We start from the raw sequence: 21,724 nt of genomic DNA on the forward strand, positions 1-21,724 counted from the left end.
CTAGCGAGTTCCAAACTCGTACCCAATACTAATCGAACTAACCCGATTCTGGAAAGTTGCATCCAAATTTGACATATTTATAAATCCGGCAGTACTATTTAAACTTAAGACCAATCCGTTGAAAAATCGGTAACCTGCTAAAAATCCTAGTCCTGCGTCGAAACGGTTGAGTTGATTAGGTTGACTGCCCCATTCCATATGAATCGAGCTGCGACCGGAAGTTACCTTCGCTGAGAGGCCGTATGCCAGGTAAGGTCCGCCTCCAAAAAACACTTCTCCACTTCCAGCACTAACACGTCCTAAAAAATTAATAGGCACCTCCAGATAAAGAAACTTGTCCGACAAAGTTTCACCGCCGTCCTCAAACCTTCCACCTTTACCCTGCAGCAGGACGCCCGGCTGAATCGAAAAGCCAGAAGAAACACGTGCATCATAATACGCACCGACATGAAAGCTTGGCAAAATTTTCGTTGTTGAAGACTGATTGTCCATTCTAGCATACTCGCTGGCTAAATTTAGTCCCCCCTTAATTCCGAAAGAACTTTGTGCATATAGTCCTGCACTACATAGTAGTGCCGCTACAGCTAAACAGGTTTTTTTCATAGCATTAATAATTGTATAATGGAACCAAATGTAGGCAAATACGCTGAAAAATTATATACATCGCCTTCATTTTTAGAAGGATTGAAATTGGTAATGGAACTAAAAATAGGAGACTTTTTTATGACGGCATTAAAAAAGTCTATGGGTCTGGGCGCACCTCCTCGCCGATATATGCAAATAGCTGGCGCGTGGTAACCATGCCGAAAAATTAATTGGCAGAATACAGTTGATAGATAATATAAAAGCGGATTTGAAAGATTGGTTTGCAATTTCCGGAAGAACTAGTAGTTTCCAATTATGTCTTCGTTTGATCGGCTACTCCTTTTTATTCCAACTGAATCAGTTATCGGAACGAAGTGGCGGATCCCTTGGAAAGGACAAATAAGAAAAACAGAAGAATGTAGAAAAAATAAACCCAGGCCCTACATAACAGAAAATTTTAAATCGATTCCCACCTCGTTACCGTGCCTGAATCTTTCGTAAAACAGCCCAATACTCAAGCCTCTCATAAAGTTCCTGTTAAAGCTGAGATATTTCGAAATACCGAGCTGATAATCTATATTCTTGGAAAACACAGAAGCTCGTCCATAAAAATCTAAATGATCCCAGTATGTGGAGAAAATCTATGATGAAAATAACATGAAAATTAAAATAGCAGCGTAGCTTATTATTAGAATTAATCATTATCTTAGTATGCCATAAATAGCCGTATTTTATTAAATTAATGCAGAAAAATTGTTAACTAAACCTTCATGAGAATCCCTACTATTCAAGGAATCATCGAGAGAAGATTACTCATAAACTTCGTTGCGGAGCCGGAATATGTTCAACGTATCCTACCGCCACCCTTCCGTCCAAAAATATATCGCGGTAAGGCTGTAGTCGGAATTTGCCTGATTAGGCTTAAAAATATCAGACCAAAGGGTTTGCCAAATTTCATGGGTGTAAATTCTGAAAATGGGGCTCATCGGATTGCTGTGGAATGGGATGAAAACGGTGAGATAAAAGAGGGTGTATTTATCCCCAGGAGAGATACTTCATCAAAACTAAATGCACTGGTCGGAGGTAGATCATTCCCGGGGAAGCATTTCTTTGCAAAATTCAATGTAAACGAACAGGACGGCCATTATCATGTAGACTTTACCAGTTCGGATAATACGTATATACATATTGACGCTAAGCATAACGAACGCCTAAACGAAAATTCCATTTTTGAAACGCTGAAAGACGCATCCGAATTCTTCAAGGCTGGATCTATCAGCTATTCTCCCAATGGAAGAGCTTTTGATGGACTAGAACTGGACACCTATAAATGGAAAGTTTCTCCGCTGGAAGTTGAAACGGTAAAGTCCAGCTTCTTCGATGACAGGGATGTTTTTCCGACAGGAACTGTACAATTTGATAATGCCTTACTGATGGAAAACATTGAACATCAATGGAAGTCGATGAAACAAATTAAGCTCCCATAAATACCGCATATATGAATGACCTAACAACTAAAGATGTGAACGAAATGCACAATTCATTACGACCTAATGCCCGGAGAGCAAAAAATGCAATTACATTGATATGGGTCATCCTAATACTCGACATCTTTTCTTTTATTTCAGCATACCTCCAATACGGATTGCTGTATGCGCCCGAAATATCTGAAGAAGCTGCTGAAGCGAATGACCTCAGACAACAAATCATAGGTGGAGTATATCTGATATGCTTCGTGGTTTCGGCAGTTACTTTCATTAAATGGTTTAGACGGGCTTACTACAATCTGAGTCAAATGGACTCTTATGTATCTTATTCCAGCAATGATGTAGCGATAAGTTGGTTCTTGCCGATTATCAACCTTTTTAAGCCTTACCAGATCACGAAAGAATTGTATCAAAAAACGAAACAACTTTTAACCGAAAACAGCATAGAAAGCAGTGTAAAACTATCGACATCAACCGTTATCGCTTGGTGGACGCTCTGGGTCATCAACAGCATCCTTGGTCAAATAGCTTTACGTCTAGCAAGAAATACAAACACGGTGGACGACCTGTTGTTAAGCACATGGCTTGACATGGCATCCAGTTTAATCGGCATACCTCTCGCACTACTGGCGATAAAGGTAATAAGGGATTATGCGACGGTAGAACCGTTGCTGTACGAGATACAAAGTGAGGATCTGAAAATAGAATCGGCGATGACCTAAAAGTGGGATATTCCCGATGAAATCATTTTTTATGTAACTTACAAGTTATAATTCTGATTTATTAACCGAGTCAAAGAGAAAAACTAATAATATGGATCAGGCAAAACTCGATGTCATACTGGATGGCCAGCCTTTTGAAGAGGCTGCTGAGGATGGGCGTTTCGCTATATTTTTCGATGACGACGATGGTCGTAGCGAGGAGAAATATTATATCCGAGCCAACGAAGAAGGTCTACGACTGGTTGCTTATCAACTTTTATGTGCCGCTCGGGATCTAAAAGTCCAGACAGTAAACAAAGAATACCAAACGGTAAAGTTAATGACAGATGAGGACAAATGGATAGATAAAAGTTCTGAGGTCGTAATACGTTATGTAGAGCCTCTAGAAATAAATTCAAAACAGGCTCGCGCAGCAACTAAAGAAACGTGGAAACACCGCGCCGCGGAAATCGGATGTGGCCTCCTTGGTATCTTTTTGCTGATATCATTAGTCGTGGGGATCTTTGAGGTGCTTACCTATCTTACATGGAAATAAAAAAAGTAAGTATTGGCTTGACACATTCCAAATGTGAGGTCCTACTTCTGGCAACAACAGCGGGTACGGCTCAAATGACGAAACAACTGATAACGAAAAGATAAGAAAATGGGATTTGGATTTAACTTATTTTTCCTTTTTATTCTCCTGCCCTTATCGGGTATTCTATTAGTAATCTGGCTAATATCAAAAAGATCCATCTTTGGTAAGGCCCTTGGCTTGATCTGGATCGGAGTAGCCGCCATGGGATTGCTATCAGTAACAATTCAATGGTTATTTGCGCAGAAGGTTTTGTCTAAAAATGATTACTACGGTACATACGTGATTGATCGCGATTATTTCAAAGGGCGACAGGCTGATTGGCAGTATAATAGTTTTCGGTTTGAAATACGAAACAATGATTCGATTTATTTTTATGTAACAGATAAAGATAAAATAATCAACACCTTAAAAGGAACTATTCAGACAGTAAAGCCATACGAATCGCATCGATTAATTATAAATATGGAACAGCGTGGTCATCATATTTTAGCGACTGATCCGACAACATACAGAAATGCATGGAATTTTTTCTTAGTTTTTAACTCGAAAAAATTCAAGAATATGTATTTCAAAAAAGGAAATTGGAAAAAATTGGAATGAGACCTGTTGTCAGAATGCTTAAGGGATAGTCTCCGATTTAACTTTGTAATACTAAACGTTGCCTGCTATTTTTTCCAAAGAAAATATCCGTTCTATTTCCTTTTTTTGTAATTTAGAACTAATAAATAGCTTATGCTACCGTGGTGCTAAATCTCCGAAGGACTAGATGAAATTAATTTAATATTCATACTTATTTATCTACCACTATCGACAAGCCTCAAATTATATCTATTATTATAAATGACGACACACTATGACATAAACTGGCTGAAAGAAAGGTTTGAAAATAGCGAAACTTTGAAATACATTTTCTTTTGGGGGCATACAAAAAGGCATAACGAAGAAATTGGTAAATTTTGTTTCAGCCAATGGTCTGAAAGCCCCTTTACTGTTGACAATATCTCTTACAAAACTGCTGAACATTGGATGATGGCGCATAAGGCTATGCTATTCAGTGACAAAAAAATATTTGAGAAAATAATAAATTGTGACAAACCAGGAGAAGCAAAAGAGCTCGGACGACAGGTGAATGGTTATAATGACCTAACTTGGAACAAGAAAAAATTTGATATTGTAAAATTAGGTAATATCCATAAATTCAATCAATATCCAAAATTTGCAGAGTATCTCCTGAAAACGGAAAACAGAATTTTGGTTGAAGCAAGTCCCGTCGACACAATCTGGGGAATTGGTCTTTCACAAGACAGCAGCGAGATAAAAAATGTTCACGCTTGGCGGGGACAAAATTTACTTGGCTTTGCTTTAATGGTAGCAAGAGATTTTTTAAATGATTTTGGACATTTCAGTCCACTTAAAAATGCAATTCAAACACCTTGGGCAAAATTCCCAAATGTTGACGGCGACGGAATGTTTTGGCGAATGGGAAAAGTAGAAGATTATTTAACCGAATTCAGTAAATACTATCAAAGTCTGAACGATAGAGAGAAGACAATTTATAAGCTGACAAATCCTCAACCGTATGGTTGGAATCAATTTTACGACCGAGCGCCCGATATAATTTAACGGATACATTAGCTATCCGAAATTACTGTCGACGACAACATATAACAGCTTGGATTAGAAAACGAAAAAAGAAACAAATGCCAAAAATCGAACTCGTCACGGAAATTAACTCGGCAATCGGAACCTGCTTTGATCTCGCAAGAAGTATCGATCTACATAAACTTTCAACGGCAAAGACACACGAGCAGGCCATTGCCGGTAAAACTTCTGGACTGATTGAATTAAATGAGTTTGTGACCTGGCAAGCTACGCATTTCGGTATCAGACAAAAGTTAACTTCAAAAATCACGGCTTTTGATAGACCGAACTATTTTGTTGACGAACAGGTAAAAGGAGCTTTCAAATCCATGTATCACGAACATAGTTTCGTACAGATGGGTGATAAGGTAATCATGAAAGATTCTTTTGAATTTCAATCGCCTTTTGGCATATTCGGAAAGTTGTTTAACGAACTTATATTGACGAAGTATTTAAAGCAATTCCTTATTGAAAGAAATAACATGATAAAAACATTTGCGGAAACAGACAAATGGAAATCAATTTTAATAGGGTAATGACAGAACAGCCGAAAATACTTATGGTCTTTGCTCAAAATAATTGAGAAAAGTGGAGAGGAAATTGTATGTAATATAAAGGGGTCCGGGTGTTGGAAAAACCTATTTAATACCTATTTAATAATTTCGCTGGCACGGTATGCATTTAAGATAGTTTTCATTTGAAATTTGTAGTTTAGCTTGCCGTTCGGCCTTGCAATAATCCGGCCCGATGCAAAGCTTTAAAACTAGGACCTAAATTTAAAAAGACACCGATACATTGACAGAATATCCTAAAGAAATAAAATTTAAATATAGTTGGCGGAAGTACCAGCAGCGAGTGCTTGACGACTTACAAGAACACTTAACTAACGGACATTTGCACGTAATTGCACCGCCAGGTTCGGGCAAGACAGTTTTAGGACTTGAAGTTGCTATTCGACTGAATAAACCGACGTTAATACTTGCACCGACGATTGCAATCCGCAATCAATGGATTCAACGTTTTTGTGAACTTTTTCTGCAAACCCATTTAACACCTGATTGGATTTCGAGAGACATTCGTAATCCGAAATTTATGACCGTTGTGACATATCAAGGACTTCACGCTGCTTGCAATAACCTACGAATTGAAGAGGATGACACGGACACCGAGGAAGAAACAGAAGAAAATGGAAGCGGCAGGTCAACAAATCCAAACCTCGATAATATCATAAGCGGACTAAAATCGCAGAATATTAAAACAATCGTTGTGGACGAAGCACATCACTTAAAAAATGAATGGTGGCAAACGCTGACAAAAGTTAAAGATAAATTAGAACCGATTATTGTTGGTTTAACAGCTACTCCTCCATATGACGTAACAGCCACAGAATGGCAACGATATATCGATTTGAATGGTCCGGTTGACACAGAAATCTCGGTTCCTGAATTAGTAATTGAAGGTGACTTATGCCCACACCAAGACTATGTATATGTTACGTTACCTACGGAAAAAGAAAAACAAAGCATTGTTGATTTCAGACAGAATATTGAAAAACTCTTTCATGAAATAAAAAGTGATGAAACAATAATAGAGGCGATAGAGAAACATCCTATCTGGCAAAACCCAATGGAGCAATTGGACTGGATTTATAACAACCTTTCTTATTATTCGGCCTGTCTAATATTTTTAAATGCTAACGAAAAAGAAATCCCAGAAATACACCGTGAAGTTATAGGAGATATAAAGTTTAAAATTCCCAGACTCGATTATGAATGGATGGAAACACTTTTAGATTTCTATATCTACAAAGACAAAGTACATTTCAAAGCATTTGAAGAACATCAAAAATCACTTGAACACCGATTAAGAAGATACGGAGCAATTGAAAGACGACAAATCAATTTTTCGCATAATCAACGAGTAACTGGTTTTTTGACGTCAAGCATCAGTAAACTAAATGGTATCCAAGAAATAGTTGATTTTGAATACAAAAAACTAGGTAAAAACCTACGGTTAGTGATTCTTTCCGACTTTATCCGAAAAGAGTTTTTCATTAATTCAGCAGAAAACAAACTCGAACTAAATAAAATTGGGATCATCCCAATTTTTGAGAAATTACGGCGAGAAAATAAAGAAAATAAGAAAATTGCAGTTCTTACAGGTTCAATGATTATTATTCCTGTTAGTGCTTATGCTGCATTTGAAGCAAAGGCCGCGAAATATGGAATTACACAAATCAACTCAAATCCTGTTCCTTTTGATAATAGCTACGTTTTAATAAACCAAAATGAGCGCCTTAAACACGAAATTGTTCATATTGTTACCCAAATATTTCAGCGTGGAGAAATTGAGATTCTAATAGGAACAAAATCTTTGCTTGGAGAAGGTTGGGATGCACCTGCAATCAATGCTTTAATCTTGGCAAGTTTTGTTGGTTCATTTGTCCTTTCCAATCAGATGCGTGGTAGAGCAATAAGAACACAAAATGGAAACGGCGATAAAACAGGAAATATTTGGCATTTGGTATGTATTGATCCAACCTCACCAAAAGGCGGAGATGATTTTGAGCTGTTGAAAAGACGTTTTAGAAGTTTTGTGGGCGTTTCATTCAAAGAAGAGCCCGGAATCGAAAACGGGATTGGCAGATTGAACTTACCCGAAAATATTCACCATAAGGAAGAAGCGGAGAAGAAAAACATAGAAATGTTTACCCGCGCAGGAGACAGAGAAAGTTTAAAACAGCGTTGGAAAGAAGCATTGGCAACAGGTGTAAATCTTGTAGAAGAAATCAAAATTCCGTTTCCGGAAGAAAGAGAATACAAAACTGTAAAGTCTATGTATTTCAACAAGACAATCAGAAACCTCTTGGCAACTTTGGGTTCGGGTTTGCTAGCCTTCGGTTTGGAGAGTTTACAAGGACTTAGCAGAGCAGCAAGAAACATCAAAACAGCGCAAGATCTTTATCTTTTCCTCGCTATTATTGGAACAACGGGAATGTTGATTTTTGGAAGACTGACTTTCAAGACGCTAAGACTGTATTTCAAATACCGAGACATCTCAAAAGATATTCAACAAATTGGTGATGCACTGTTAAACGCGTTGATTAAAGCAGGTGTTATCCGAACTGACAATTCAAAGTTAAAAGTGGAAACTTCGGTTGACAATTGGGGTGCTATATATTGCCATTTGGAAGGCGGGACGACTTTCGATAAGTCAACTTTCATCAATGCATTGCAGGAAATCATTGCCCCTATTGGCAATCCACGTTATGTAATTATAAGAAAGAACAAATTTATGCTTTTCATTAAGCAAAAGGACTATCATGCTGTTCCTGAAATCCTAGGACGAAACAAGTTGCTGGCCGAGTATTTCCAAAATCAATGGGTACGACTTGTAGGCGCGTGCGATCTGATTTTTACAAGGACAATTGGCGGAAGAAAACTACTTTTGAAATCGAGGGTAAAATCATTGACAACGCAATTTGACGACAAAGTAGAGCACGTAAACAAATGGAGATGACGAGAAAAAGAACGGTCATAAAAAACACGTGCTTTTAAACTTCTTTATGGCAAGGTGCTCAGGGTCTCTCCTACTACAGCATACAGAAAACATTGATCAATTCGATCAAGCGTAGCCTTTTTGCACAAAAAAACACACGGGCTCTAAAGCCCATGATTAATACGCAGATCTGGAAGAATCTACTTACACAAGAAAAGGAAGCCTTGGCAATATAATAAAGCTAAGGCTTTTTTATGCTTCTGCTTCGAGGTCTTGGTCGAGATCTGCAATAGTATTATTAGCAAATTTATCTTAATTTATTTTCTTTTGTTTTTAATATACTGTAAATTTGTATTAATGAGCACAATAAAGGATATATCGAAACTCCTTCCAAAACATTTATTTTGGGATGTCGATCCAAAGAATTTAGATATTCAGGATGACAAGGATTTTATTATCCCAAGGGCTCTAATTGCTACAACAGCAGAAACATTTGTTCAGGATATCCAACCCTTGGAAAAGCTTTACAGCAAAGTCCAAATCGTTAAGGAATTGCAAAAAACAAAAGAGCGTATTAGTAATGAGGTGTGTAAACTTGTTGCTCGTCGTTATCATGTGAAGCAGTTTTTACGTTATCAATAATGTCAGCTATTTCTCCCTGTCTGTTGAAGACTATTCGTGAGTTACAATCTTTTGAAAGCTTTAACAATTCTGCTTTAGGCGGAGGCACCAATTTAGCTATCAGACATGGCCACCGTGTATCAACGGATATTGATATCTTTTTTCCACACATTATAGGTAAAGCAGGTTTTGAACGTATCAAAAAGGAAGTCCTAAATTTTTATGGTGCGCGTGTATTTGGCACTCAATATCCCTGCGACATAGACGATCAGTATATTTTTCTTCGTTTTTTTATTATATCTGACGGAGAAACCATCAAGGTGGAGGTTCTTCATAACATGAAAATGATCGCTGATATTGAAGAAATAGATGGTATTAAATTGGTATCCGAACTTGATATTGCGCTATTCAAAATGATGTCGGCCTCGAATCGCGCTACCCAGAAAGATATATATGATCTGGATCTCCTATCTGAAAATTTCTCTTTGCCATATCTATTTGAACAACTCGATAAAAAACGTTCTTTGTTCTCAGAAAAGGAGCATCAAAATATTTTTGACCTCGATGGAGAAATTAATCCATTAGACGAACCTTTAACTCTATTGAAATTTGATGAAGGACGTGGGCAAGACAGTAAATCAAGACCTCACCATTCGCAAAATAGAGTCGATATTGTGAAAGACCGGAAAAGCTGGCTTCTTGCCCGATCAAGTTGGCGAAAAAAGGTTCGTGTACTTTTTGACCAATTGAAAATAACATTTCCTGATCCTTCTTCATCAGATGTTAGCTGAATAAAAAACGCATATCTAAATCCTCGGATGGTGTAGGGACTTTGCCCCGTGCGGAATTAATATATAAGGCTAGCTCTATATATCCCTATTTTAGTTAAAAAAAGCGTTCCGATTGAGAACGCTTGTATATTTTGAAGGACATAGCTATCTCGGCAACGGATTTCCCGAGGCAACTTAAAAACTATTTCAACTTCCCGACCTCTTCGATAGTAAGTGCCTAGAGTTTCTCGATTTCTTCCGCAGAAAGTTCCGTAAAACGGATTATCTGCTCTAGTGGAAGTCCATCTTTCTTCATTGTTCGAGCAGATTCAATAGCCCTTTTTCGCTCGCCTTCGGCAAGGCCTTCAGCAAGTGCTTCCTTTTTAGCCTGGGCTAAATTTAACACATGCGCCTCTTCTAATGCCCGCTGCTTCTCTTCTAATGCTTGCCTTTGTACCTCCAGTGCCTGCCTATCTTCCTCTTGTGCCTGCCGGACGGCTTCCGCGTCCCATTTGCGCTTTAAACTGATATCGTACATATATCGCTCCTCCTTTGTCAATTTTGCGTAGCTCGCCAGCTGGAAAAATCGCTGGAAAACGCCCGAATTCAGTTTCCGGGGTAGCTTCTTTAACGTGGACATATTCTTGAGCATAAAGAATACCTTGTCCAGCTCGCTCTCCAACTCTGCTTCGCCTTTTACAAAGTTAATGAGTTCCATGTAAATAAACCCTAATCCTTCGTAAAACTCTTGAGTTGAATTTGCATATTTGGCAATTTCAACGAAAGACTCTTGCTGGCCATATAAATCAAACGCCTTCAACAAAATATTTCTCCCGAGTCTCTATCGCACAGGCAGATATCATGTAAATGTCCCCTACTGCTGCTATCGGGCATATGGAAGCCATCCATCAATACAATAGTGTACACTTCGGGAAGGGAGTATGCCCAGCCTCTACGGTCGCCATGGGGAGCTTTGTCCGAAATAACCTTGCTCGCATAGTATAGCATCCGCTTCTTGAGATTCGAATGCCGGCTGGTCTGCATTTCGATAATGATCTCCTGCCCTGTACTGGTCTCGACCATCAGATCGAAGATAACTGTACCGATATCTTCTGCTGCCCCGACCCGCTCGGTATCACGGTAGGTGAGATCGACAATGACCTTGCGGCCCCGGAAGATGATGTTGAGAAAATTGATAAGATTAATCTTATCGCCAAATAACCGTTTGAACCCCTCATCGGTAGTAGGATCAATGAATACGGGATTTTCTTTTGATTATCGTGCTGCAACATACTATACAGCCAATATCAACGAATATGAAGCGAATATTTGTTTCGGCTTTCCTACCTAATAAATATCAAACACGGATGTAGAACATTAAATAATTGTTAATTTCATACCTTTGAAAAAAATGGAAAAGATTACAAAATCAGATTATGACCATTTATTGGCAAGCATAGCAGCGGACGACCAAAAATCCTTTTCTATGTTGTACGATCTATTTTGTCCCGATCTCACTCGACATGTACTGTCCAAAGTCAACGAAATCTCCGTTGCGGAAGATATTGTGCATGATCTGTTCCTTTCGTTATGGAAAAACAGGAAAAACCTATTGGAGATTGAATCGCTCCCGGCCTATCTATTTTCTTCATGTCGTTATCTTGTTTTAGCGTATTATCGGAAGCGAGCCACGCAAGAAAAGTATGTTGATTTTTTAGACTATGAATTTGCAGACTCAAGCTTAGCGATTGAGGACAGGCTTTATTACCGTTACATATTGGATATGATAGAGAGCGAAATTGAAAATTTACCCGAAAAATGCAGGGAGATATTTAAACTAAGCCGAAGTTCTTTCTTGACCAATCGACAAATTGCCGAAAAACTTGCTATTTCTGAGTCGACTGTTGAAAACCATATCAATAAGGCTATCAAGAGGTTACGGACAATAACGAAAAAACATTTTCTTTTTTTTCTTTTTTTTTAAAAAAAGAGGTAGGTGCTAGCCTAAGTTTCCATCACTTGTATAAATAACGAGCCCGATGTGCTTACCTAATGATATGAAAGGAAAAAAGGATCTTTTATCGAAATATATCGCCCAAGAAGAGAATTCTGCGGAACGAAAGGAACTGTATGACTGGTACGACGAACAAAACCACGCGTTGCCCCATGAAGCAGATATCCAGGAATTGGAGTCACGCGCAAAAGCACGGGTTTTCGCTTCCATTCGAGCAGCTGTTCATCAAAAAAATACCACACGTATGTGGCGGACAGTGGTAGCAGCAGCGTCCATTGCCGTTGTGACCTTGTTGGGTTATCTATATTGGGCTCAACACCCTGTTCCTCTTCCTGCGGATGACCAGCGGCTAGCACAAGTTCTCCCCGGAAAACCACAGGCCATCATTACACTTCCCGACGGGCAGGTGATTTCGGCGGACAACCTTCATGTAAATGAGTCGATTGAGATCGGCAATTTCACGATCACTAAAGATCAAGATGGTCAGATTACGTACCACAGCGAGGATACGCAAGATCTAAAAGACCAACGGCATACGATGCAAACGCCACGGGCAGCTACTTACGATCTGATACTATCTGATGGGACCAAAGTACGGCTTAATGAGCAGTCTAAATTGAGCTATCCGGTAACATTTGGCGACGGTGACCGCGTGGTACAGTTGGAAGGAGAAGCTTATTTCCAGGTTACCAAATCGAGTACAAAAAGTCGTTTCGTCGTAAAGACCAACACTCAGGAGACGGAGGTGTTAGGCACGAAATTCAATATCAAAGCCTACAGCACCGCCAAATCCGTATATACGACCTTAGAAGAAGGCAGTGTACGTGTTTCGCCAGAAGATAAGCAACTCCGTGACGTATTGCTGCATCCACGGCAACAGGCTGTCTTAACGGGAAAAAGAATACGGACAGAAACGGTTGATTTAGAAATCGTATTGGGATGGACAAAAGATCTATTTTGCTTCGATGGGACGAATACCGAGGAAGTACTGGGGGAGATCGCCCGCTGGTATAATATCGATATCACCTATAAAAGCAACAAGAAGAGCACACAGTACAGCGGAAAAATTCCAAAAAATTTACCCCTTGATCAGCTTGTAAAACTATTGAGGTATGCCGATCTGACGGTCAACCCAACTTTAAACGGCGATAATCGCGTAAACTTAATCATTAACTAAATATTTACTAATCTAACTTACATTGAAAATAAAAAACAAACCAACTTAAAAATTTATTGGCAGAGCAAAAAAAATCCGGAATATGTTGACGCATACCCCGGACAAAACTGCTCGGCTTAAAAATGGATCTGTTGACACACAGTATTATCCTAATTTTTCTTAACCAAACACTACAAATGTAATGAAAATTAATCTGAATCAACCCGCTCATCAGGGTGTAGATTTTCATGCGAGGTATGCCGATTTTCCAAGAGAAAAGCCATATTCCAGCGGCAAGCATAACGAAAATATACACACTATGGGCACCTTAACAAAAACGTGGATGAAACTAAACCTCATCGTTTTATTATTGCTCATCGGTATTTCCCAAGTTGATGCCCGCAGCTATGCTCAACAAATTACACTAAAACGCAAAAATAGCAGCTTAGAGATCATTCTTAAGGAAATTGAAAAACAATCGGGCTACGTGTTCTTCTACAAAGAAGCAGAGGTCTCCCCTGTTCGCAATATTTCAGTCGACGTGAAAAATATGCCACTCCGTCAAGCCATAAACAGCATTACAGATAGAGCGGGATTTACGTACGACATCTTTGAGAAGACGATTGTGTTGAAAAAAATGGTTACCCCACTGATACCAAGAACAGTAACCACACCAAGTATCCGTGAAGAAGTCCTCTTACAACAATATATTAGAGGTAAAGTGGTCGATGAAACTGGAAAACCTATTGCTGGTGCCAGTATTCGGTTGAAATCGGACGCGAAAAAGTCAGTCGTCAGCCAAGCGAACGGAGAGTTTTCGCTTCCGTTATCCGCAAATGAGGAGGTTATTGTTGTGTCTTTTGTGGGGTTTACTACAAAAGAAGTAATTGCAGACCTGGAAAAGCAACCGTTAGTTATTAAACTAACGGCGAAAGATTTAGCTGTCGATGAGGTTGTGGTGACGGGTACGGGAATCAATCGAAATAAAGATAGCTTCACCGGTACGACTACGACATTTTCAGGAGACGAGCTAAAATCGATAAGCAATAATAATATTATCCAAAGTTTGAGAACCTTAGATCCATCCTTTCTTCAGCTCGAGAACAATCTTGCGGGTTCTAATCCGAATGTGATGCCTGTTATCGAAGTAAGGGGAAAAAGCAGTATTCCAAGTTCGACATTGCGCGATGAGTTTGGTTCTGATCCAAACCAGCCCTTATTTGTACTAGATGGCTTTCCCACAACTTTACAAACGATTGTTGACTTGGATATGAATAGGGTTGCCTCCGTGACGATCCTGAAAGATGCCGCCTCCACAGCGCTATACGGTTCGCAAGCTTCTAATGGGGTCGTTGTTATTGAAACCATAAAGCCGAAACCCGGAGAACTCCGATTTACATATACACAGGATTTTAGATTTGAAGCTCCAGACCTCACGGCTTATAATATGATGAATGCATCCGAAAAGTTAGAATTTGAGCGCTTGGCCGGACGATATTTAGGAGATCCATCAACCCCAAATAATGTCGTATTCTTGGATTCGTTATATCACAGACATTTAAGTAATGTACAAAGAGGCATCGACAGTTATTGGTTAAGTGAGCCGATACAATATGGCTACTCCACAAATAATTCAATTAACGCGTCCGGGGGCGATGAAGCATTCACCTACAATCTCGGTCTCAATTATCGTATTGGTGAAGGCGCTATGATAGGCTCGGGAAGAGATAGTTACAGCGGAAGTATTAGTCTAACATATCGTAAAGACAAGCTCAATATCAATAATATAACCTACATCAGAGGTAATATGACAAATGAGTCTCCCTACGGATCTTTTTCCACTTTCGTAAACGCAAACCCATACTTCGAAAAAACGTACGACAACCCCTTTTTAGAAGTGAGTAGACAAACGAATGGTTCGGCATTGTATGTCACAAATCCGCTATACGATGCGATGCAGCCGCAATATAACAAGTCGAGAAACATCGAAGTACAGAATAATTTAAATGCCAACTACGATATCACGACGGCATTAAGATTGAATGTCGGTTTGCAGATAACTAAAGGAAATACCGAATCCAAGCAATACAAATCGCCGGGAATGAGCGATTTCCTTAATACGACCTTATTACGGAAGGGAAGATATTCCGATTCCAGAAATAATAATTTCTCCTACCAAGGGAACTTAATGTTGACCTATTATAAGACGTTCGCTGCGAAACACCATATAACGGCGAACTGGAGAAATACAATTTCGGAAAGCAAAAGCGACGCATATGCGACTATAGCGGAAGGATTCCCCGAAGGAAGTTTGGGCAATCCTAGATTTGCATTTGGCTATTTATTAGATGGAGCACCGGCAGCATCGAGCGGCATTTATCGATCCCTAAACAGTACACTTACGGCGAACTACTCGTATGATAACCGCTATCTTATGGATGTGGTATATCGTTTGGATGGTTCTACTGCCTATGGAAGTAACCAACAATACTCGCCTTATTATGCTTTTGGATTGGGATGGAATTTACACAGGGAGCAATTTGCAAAAAACATCAAATGGATTAATTCATTGCGTTTGACAGGAAATATCGGGGTAACGGGTAATCAAAATTTCGCGAATATTAGCTCCGTCTCTATATATAACTATAACAGTAACACATCTTATAATCAGTTTGGTCAAGGTCTCGATCTACAAATGTTGGGTAATCCTAATTTGGAGCCACAAAAAACAAGACAAATTAGCACGTCATTAGATTTCAGTTTCTTTAACAATCGTTTCACCGGTTATATCAATGCTTACGATAAAAGAACTGATCCACTAATTGTTCCTGTTGATCTCCCTTCGTCTACAGGGGTTTACTCTTATCCGTATAATGTAGGAAGTTTGACATACAGAGGTCTGGAAACGAAATTAACGTTCTTTCCGATTTATAACTTAGAAAAGGGATTCACCTGGAATATCGGACTTACGGGATCTACATATAAAAGTCACTATGATGGCTTTGGGAATATCCTGAACACGTTAAATAAGCAACAGGAAAATAATAAAACATTGGTTCGTTACATGGATGGAGCCAGCGCAGAAGCTATTTGGGCGATTAAATCAATGGGTATTGATCCCGCTACTGGCCGCGAGGTGTTCTTAACGACAGATGGACAGTACACATTCGACTATAATACGGCAAATATTGTCAATGTGGGCAATACAGTGGCTATCGCAGAGGGCGTGTTTTCTACAAATGTACGATATAACGGTTTCACATTTGGATTGGGATTACGCTATCGTTTAGGTGGCGACGTCTTCAACACAGCGTTGTTTGACAAGGTGGAAAATATAAGTTTTTCAGGTATTGCCAACAACCAAGATAAGCGGGCATTGTATGATCGCTGGAAGAATCCTGGAGATATAGCGCAGTTTAAAGGTATATCACAAACGAGCACCACACCTATCTCATCTCGTTTTGTCCAAAAAACACATACATTAAGTAGCGAAACACTTAATCTGGGTTATCTGTTCGAAAAAAGTCCTTGGCTTCAAAGTATGCGCCTACAATCTTTGTCAATCAACATAATGGCAAATGATTTCCTTTACTTCTCCACCGTAAGACGGGAACGGGGTATTGATTATCCATATGCCAGAACGTTTGCATGTTCCCTTAGGGCCTCATTTTAATTATTTGAAACTATGAAAACAAATTATATCACAATTGTTCTCGTCACAATCGCCTCGCTATTTACATATTCTTCGTGTACGAAGTTTCTGGATGTACAACCTGAGGACAAAGTGTTAGAAACGGAACTGTTCTCTTCACAAAGGGGCATTCAATCTGTGCTGAATGGCCTGTATATTAATTTGGCGGGCAATAACCTATATGGCGATAACTTAACGTTATCAACCGTGGAGATATTAGCACAACGCTATAATATTCCATCAACGCACAGCTTGACTAAAATTGCAACGTATGCGTATAGGGATAACCCCACAATTGGTCGTATGGAAACCATATGGTCAAATGCGTATTCCTCCATTTTAAATATTAATACGTTTATTGAAAATTTAGACAAATATAAAGGTGCTTTAGATCCGGAAACCGAAAATATATTTCGCGGGGAAGCCATTGCTATGCGTGCTTTTTTGCATTTTGACCTCCTGAGATTATATGGCCCCCGTTATTCTACCGTGGATTCTACGAAACAGAGCTTACCTTATTATGTCAGTTCTCAAAATACGATCAATCCGCTTCTGGCTGCTAACGATTTTCTGGATAATGTTCTTTCTGATTTGAGTACTGCAGAAAACCTATTGCAAAATGATGAAGTGGTAACTACAGGGGTGAATCCTCGAACCCCAACCGGTAGTACTGATTTTCTAAAGACAGATAGAAATTATCGATTGAATTATTATGCGGTAAAAGGACTAAAGGCTCGGGTATTTTTATACCGGGGAAACAAAGTTGACGCATTAAAATATGCAAAGGAAATAATCACTGTAGCAAGTAAATTCCCTTGGACTACCACTACTAATGCTCTGAGTGAAAAGCAAAATCCAGACCGGGTATTTTCAACCGAAATGTTGTTTGGGGTTATGAGTACACAATTATATAACCGTTATACTTCCTTATTTGATCCGGCCCTGACCGATGCAAGTATTTTGGCACCGATCACTGCAAGATTGAATACCGTTTATGAAAATAATGAAAACGATTACCGGTTTAATCTAAATTGGCAGGTGCCAACAACCGGTTTAAAAAGTTATAAGACTTTCTACAAATACGCTGATATTGTTGACAAGGACAGAGTGTTTCGTTTTACAATACCGCTTTTAAAAGTGAGTGAGCTTTATTACATCGCCGCGGAAAGCGAACCTGTGGCCGCCGACGGAATAGCGCATTTGAATATCGTTCGCGCCAATAGAGGGTTGTTACCGTTAGCTTCAACTGTAAATATTAACACAGAACTTCAGAAAGAACACCAGAAGGAGTTTTTCGGAGAAGGACAGCTGTTCTTTTATTATAAACGGAGAAATGTGACGTCTATCCCTAACGGCTCTGCTTCAAGTGGTAACGTAAGAGTGAATTACGATGTACCACTGCCAGAGTCTGAATCTATTTATCGTTAACCTTCTAAGTACAATACTAATGAAAAAGATAATATTACATTTCGTTTGGTTAATTCCAGTTTTGGTCCTTTTTTCCTGCGAAAAGGAGCTGCATAAGTATGAAGGTAAGCCTACCATATATTTTAATGAAGCCGGTAGGTTACCGGACTATAGCAGTGAGGTTATTAAGGACTCTACACTTCTATCCTTCAGCTTGGTAGCAGTGGAAGATTCTATCGTGAATATGGTCGTTAAAGTTATCGGCGAAAAATCTCCAGAAGATAGAGCCTATACCCTATCCGTTAGTCCTAATTCGGATGCAATAGAAGGTGTTCATTATGAAGTCTTAGATGACGAGTTCGTAATTCGGAAAAATGAGCTAACGGACACCGTTAATATCAAATTTTTCAGAACGGCGGATATGCAAGAGAAAACTTTTTTATTGGGTTTTGATTTGCTCGAAAATGAAAATTTCGCGATAGCGATGTTTGACAAAATATTGAATCAAAACACGGGAAAATTGCACTCATACGTCACCTACAGATGGTTCCTCAACGACATCATCAAGAAGCCAGGAAGATGGCTTGATGGTTATTTAGGCACCTTTTCACGTAAAAAATTGTTTTTAATGGTCGATGTGCTTAACGTTGATCCAGCTTATATGGATACCTCTATTTCGATTGCAGAAATATTAGCCTATGGCAAGTATATGCAACGTTATTTAAACGAACAACGTGCTGCGGGTAATACCATTTTGGAAGAAGATGGAACCGTCATGGTTATGGGTGCCAGTTCTCAGTAAATTATACACTTCAAAAAACGAAAAAAATGAAAACAAACATATTTCGTCCTATTCTTTTTGTTTTAATGGCGGTGTTAACATTTTCCGCCTGTATGAAAGATCTAGGAAACTACGACTACGTAGAAATTAATGCATTGGAAGAAATTACTGGACTTCCTACCGAACTAAATGCCATCTATGGGCAAGATTTTAAAGTGACACCAGAGCTAAAATTCAGCTTGGACCAAGATTTTGACGAATCGGCATATAATTTCGAATGGAGTTATATCGGTTCAAATGGTTTGGGTGGCACAAAATTATTTACGTGGGCAACAACTAGAGACCTTGAGGTAAAAATGACGTTGGTGGCAGGGAATTACACAGCGTATTATTCGGTTACCGACAAGGCATCCGGAGTGAAATATAGCAAGAAATTCACACTTAAAGTGGCCAATGAAATAAACGAAGGCTGGATCATGATGAATGAGGTAAACGGTACAGCTCGTGTAGACATGCTATCGGTGAATAGTCAAGGAAATTTCGAGCTCATTCGCGATTTGTTACAGACAACAGGGGCTGGATTACAACTAGAAGGAAAACCAGTAATGACCTATACGTACGCTACTGGACTACTTTTAGGGCCTGATGCGATCAGTTATGGCCTCTATCTCGGAACGGACAAAGGGACAACAAAGGTTGACCCCAATACCTTTAAATGGACACCAACCATGAACTTGACATACGAGATGTTTGGAGAAATTCCGGATGGATTTTACGCGGATGTTATTCAAAGCAGATCCGGAGGTTCAGCATATATGATCGGCAACAATAATATTTATTTTTATTACCGAACACATAATATTTACTACTCTGCTCCAATAAGCTATGTTACCGCAGAAGAAAGGGGATTTGAAGCAGCACCTTTTATAGGAGGCGATCCCTTTATTGTAATTAATGCCCACGCTATATTTTATGACAAGACCAATAGACGTTTTGTTAAACACAGTGGAAGCAACGCAACCTGCACAACATTACCTGATCCACCTTCAGATCAGAAATTATTCAGCTTCAATACGGGTATGGATCTAGATTACATGCGATGGGTACCTTTTAACGGAGGTGAAATTTTTTCAATTCTTAAAGATCCAAATTCTAACAAAAAGTATCTGGCTCGATTTAATTCAGCAAACAATGTCCAATCTTATTACAGCGAAATGATCGGAACGGATATCGCTGATGCGGAATTCTATGCTATCAGCCCTGAATTTGGTTATATTTTCTATACCATTGCGGGAAAGGTATATGAATATGATATGATATACAAAACTTCTAAGTTGATGTTAGACTTTGGCAGTAGTAAAATTTCCTACCTGAATTTTTATGACTTTAAAAACTCGTCGAAATATCCTGGCAGGAATAAACTGATGGTAGGAACCTATAATCCGACTGTATCAGATGGTACTGAAGGTGTTTTAGGGATATACACCGTTCCGGGGGGTAATGGCGACCTGGTATTGGATCAATCGTATAGTGGCTTTGGAAGGATTAAGAGTTTAACTTATCGAGAGAGGTAGATCATGAGAAAAACCTGGACTTCACTCTTAATATTTTTTTTCCTGTTCCCTGTGCTTTCATTAGCACAGGTGGACAGTCTTTCCATAAACGGCGAGCTGAAAAATAGATCCGGAGAAATGATAGAAAGGATCACGCTTTCTTTTACCGATCATTCGGGCAAGCGCCATTCCTACAGCGCTGTCCCACAGTCGGGAACATTTGAGATTCGCGTACCAAGACAAGAGCTTGTCGTCGATGCCACATTACGTACTGTCTATCCAGATCCAATGAACGGCGTTATACTACGTCCGTTGAATCTATTTATTCACAAAGAGAATATAACGATAAAAGGACAAAGTAACGAACTGGATCTAGCGGTTGTATCCGGCGGTCAAGAGAACAACGATTACAATACCTTGCGACAGTCTACTGCTCCTGTTGTGCGCAAAGCTTCCAAGCTATATGCCCCACTACTTAAAAAGGAAATTGTTAGTGATTCGGAAGAAGCAAAGACCATTTTTAAGCAGATATCTGTATTACACCGGCAAGAAAATGATGCGCAGAAGCAATTTATTCAGGCGCATCCGCATTCGTATGTAAGCCTCTTTCTGCTGTACCGGATGAAAAACCACTACACTTCAGATGCATATGCACAAGCCTTCAACGCGCTGGACATCAACCATAGAGAAAGCCGTATGGGAAAAGGGATACAAAGAACGATAGAAAAAGAATCGGTGACCGCCAAAGGAGCCACTGCCCTCGCCTTCGAGCGTACAACTGTCGAAGGAAATACATTTAAGTTGGGGGATTTGAAAGGACGAGTATTTTTACTTGACTTTTGGGGAAGCTGGTGTGGGCCATGTAGGGCGAGCATGCCTCATCTAAAGGAGTTACATAGCCTATATAAAGAAAAGGGATTTGAAATTGTTGGTATAGCACAAGAGCGAGGTAAAACAATAGAAGATTCAAAAGCAAGCTGGGAAAAGGCTATTAATGAGCTAGGCATACATTGGATCAATGTACTTAACAATGAAAACATAGAACAGTTTGATATTGTATCGGCCTATCGTATCAATGGATTTCCGACAAAGATTTTGGTGGATGAACAGGGACAGATTATCCTGAGGTTGACAGCGTCTGCAACAGACGATATCGATGTTGCACTGAAAAAGATTTACGGCTTTTAAAAGCAAACGGTTCTAAGTATAAAAAAGTAAAAA

At 39.3% G+C, this 21,724-nt stretch carries 20 protein-coding genes; 17 read left to right on the forward strand and 3 right to left on the reverse strand.

All coding sequences use genetic code 11. The features are described from left to right. Positions 1-603, reverse strand: coding sequence for a porin family protein (locus FAZ19_RS19145; RefSeq protein WP_136822375.1), 603 nt, complete (start codon positions 601-603; stop codon positions 1-3). A gap of 18 nt (positions 604-621) precedes the next feature. Here FAZ19_RS19145 and FAZ19_RS23970 point away from each other — a divergent pair, with 18 nt between their 5' ends. From FAZ19_RS23970 to FAZ19_RS19190, 10 genes are all read left to right on the forward strand, one after another. Continuing rightward, positions 622-798, forward strand: coding sequence for a hypothetical protein (locus tag FAZ19_RS23970; RefSeq protein WP_169305706.1), 177 nt, complete (start codon positions 622-624; stop codon positions 796-798). Between the two features lie 557 nt (positions 799-1,355). Continuing rightward, positions 1,356-2,072 carry a DUF2071 domain-containing protein gene (locus FAZ19_RS19150; RefSeq protein ID WP_136822376.1) on the forward strand — a complete coding sequence of 239 codons (717 nt, stop codon included), beginning with the start codon at positions 1,356-1,358 and terminating at the stop codon, positions 2,070-2,072. 11 nt (positions 2,073-2,083) lie between these two features. Beyond that, positions 2,084-2,794: a DUF4328 domain-containing protein gene (locus tag FAZ19_RS19155; RefSeq protein WP_136822377.1), complete on the forward strand. Its 711-nt coding sequence runs from the start codon at positions 2,084-2,086 to the stop codon at positions 2,792-2,794. 91 nt (positions 2,795-2,885) lie between these two features. After that, positions 2,886-3,329 (forward strand): hypothetical protein, encoded by a 444-nt coding sequence (locus tag FAZ19_RS19160; protein ID WP_136822378.1) that lies wholly within the window; start codon positions 2,886-2,888, stop codon positions 3,327-3,329. Positions 3,330-3,437: 108 nt separating this feature from the next. Then, positions 3,438-3,971: a hypothetical protein gene (locus FAZ19_RS19165; protein ID WP_136822379.1), complete on the forward strand. Its 534-nt coding sequence runs from the start codon at positions 3,438-3,440 to the stop codon at positions 3,969-3,971. A gap of 240 nt (positions 3,972-4,211) precedes the next feature. Continuing rightward, entirely contained in the window at positions 4,212-4,994 is a 783-nt protein-coding gene (locus tag FAZ19_RS19170) for an NADAR family protein (protein ID WP_136822380.1), read from the forward strand. Between the two features lie 77 nt (positions 4,995-5,071). Beyond that, a complete protein-coding gene (locus tag FAZ19_RS19175) occupies positions 5,072-5,548 on the forward strand; it encodes an SRPBCC family protein (protein ID WP_136822381.1) in 477 nt (158 codons plus the stop codon). 259 nt (positions 5,549-5,807) lie between these two features. Beyond that, positions 5,808-8,531 (forward strand): DEAD/DEAH box helicase family protein, encoded by a 2,724-nt coding sequence (locus FAZ19_RS19180; protein ID WP_136822382.1) that lies wholly within the window; start codon positions 5,808-5,810, stop codon positions 8,529-8,531. 336 nt (positions 8,532-8,867) lie between these two features. Beyond that, the gene (locus tag FAZ19_RS19185; protein ID WP_136822383.1) at positions 8,868-9,152 is read left to right on the forward strand and encodes a DUF6922 domain-containing protein; all 285 of its coding nucleotides are present in this window, start codon (positions 8,868-8,870) and stop codon (positions 9,150-9,152) included. Beyond that, positions 9,152-9,922 (forward strand): nucleotidyl transferase AbiEii/AbiGii toxin family protein, encoded by a 771-nt coding sequence (locus FAZ19_RS19190; protein WP_136822384.1) that lies wholly within the window; start codon positions 9,152-9,154, stop codon positions 9,920-9,922. The genes FAZ19_RS19185 and FAZ19_RS19190 overlap by 1 nt, the downstream gene beginning before the upstream one ends. Before the next feature lie 217 nt (positions 9,923-10,139). Here FAZ19_RS19190 and FAZ19_RS19195 read toward each other — a convergent pair whose 3' ends face one another. Together FAZ19_RS19195 and FAZ19_RS19200 are read right to left on the reverse strand one after the other, a co-directional pair. Next, on the reverse strand, positions 10,140-10,721 hold the full coding sequence (locus tag FAZ19_RS19195; protein WP_136822385.1) for a PD-(D/E)XK nuclease family transposase: 582 nt from the start codon (positions 10,719-10,721) through the stop codon (positions 10,140-10,142). Then, complete coding sequence (locus tag FAZ19_RS19200; protein WP_136822386.1) at positions 10,718-11,155, reverse strand: PD-(D/E)XK nuclease family transposase; 438 nt, start codon at positions 11,153-11,155, stop codon at positions 10,718-10,720. Before FAZ19_RS19200 ends, FAZ19_RS19195 begins: the two co-directional genes overlap by 4 nt. Before the next feature lie 157 nt (positions 11,156-11,312). Between FAZ19_RS19200 and FAZ19_RS19205 the strand changes: the two genes are divergently transcribed. From FAZ19_RS19205 to FAZ19_RS19235, 7 genes are all read left to right on the forward strand, one after another. Beyond that, entirely contained in the window at positions 11,313-11,885 is a 573-nt protein-coding gene (locus FAZ19_RS19205; RefSeq protein WP_136822387.1) for an RNA polymerase sigma factor, read from the forward strand. 73 nt (positions 11,886-11,958) lie between these two features. After that, positions 11,959-13,092, forward strand: coding sequence for a FecR family protein (locus tag FAZ19_RS19210; protein ID WP_169305707.1), 1,134 nt, complete (start codon positions 11,959-11,961; stop codon positions 13,090-13,092). A gap of 181 nt (positions 13,093-13,273) precedes the next feature. Further along, positions 13,274-16,744: a SusC/RagA family TonB-linked outer membrane protein gene (locus FAZ19_RS19215; RefSeq protein ID WP_136822389.1), complete on the forward strand. Its 3,471-nt coding sequence runs from the start codon at positions 13,274-13,276 to the stop codon at positions 16,742-16,744. Positions 16,745-16,756: 12 nt separating this feature from the next. Continuing rightward, positions 16,757-18,190 carry a RagB/SusD family nutrient uptake outer membrane protein gene (locus FAZ19_RS19220; RefSeq protein ID WP_136822390.1) on the forward strand — a complete coding sequence of 478 codons (1,434 nt, stop codon included), beginning with the start codon at positions 16,757-16,759 and terminating at the stop codon, positions 18,188-18,190. Positions 18,191-18,209: 19 nt separating this feature from the next. Next, positions 18,210-18,971 carry a DUF4843 domain-containing protein gene (locus FAZ19_RS19225; RefSeq protein ID WP_169305708.1) on the forward strand — a complete coding sequence of 254 codons (762 nt, stop codon included), beginning with the start codon at positions 18,210-18,212 and terminating at the stop codon, positions 18,969-18,971. Between the two features lie 26 nt (positions 18,972-18,997). Beyond that, positions 18,998-20,524 (forward strand): PKD-like family lipoprotein, encoded by a 1,527-nt coding sequence (locus tag FAZ19_RS19230; RefSeq protein WP_136822392.1) that lies wholly within the window; start codon positions 18,998-19,000, stop codon positions 20,522-20,524. Positions 20,525-20,527: 3 nt separating this feature from the next. After that, positions 20,528-21,691: a TlpA family protein disulfide reductase gene (locus FAZ19_RS19235; protein ID WP_136822393.1), complete on the forward strand. Its 1,164-nt coding sequence runs from the start codon at positions 20,528-20,530 to the stop codon at positions 21,689-21,691. Positions 21,692-21,724 lie beyond the last annotated feature (33 nt).

Origin of the sequence: Sphingobacterium alkalisoli (assembly GCF_005049105.1) — a bacterium.
Lineage (GTDB): Bacteria > Bacteroidota > Bacteroidia > Sphingobacteriales > Sphingobacteriaceae > Sphingobacterium > Sphingobacterium alkalisoli.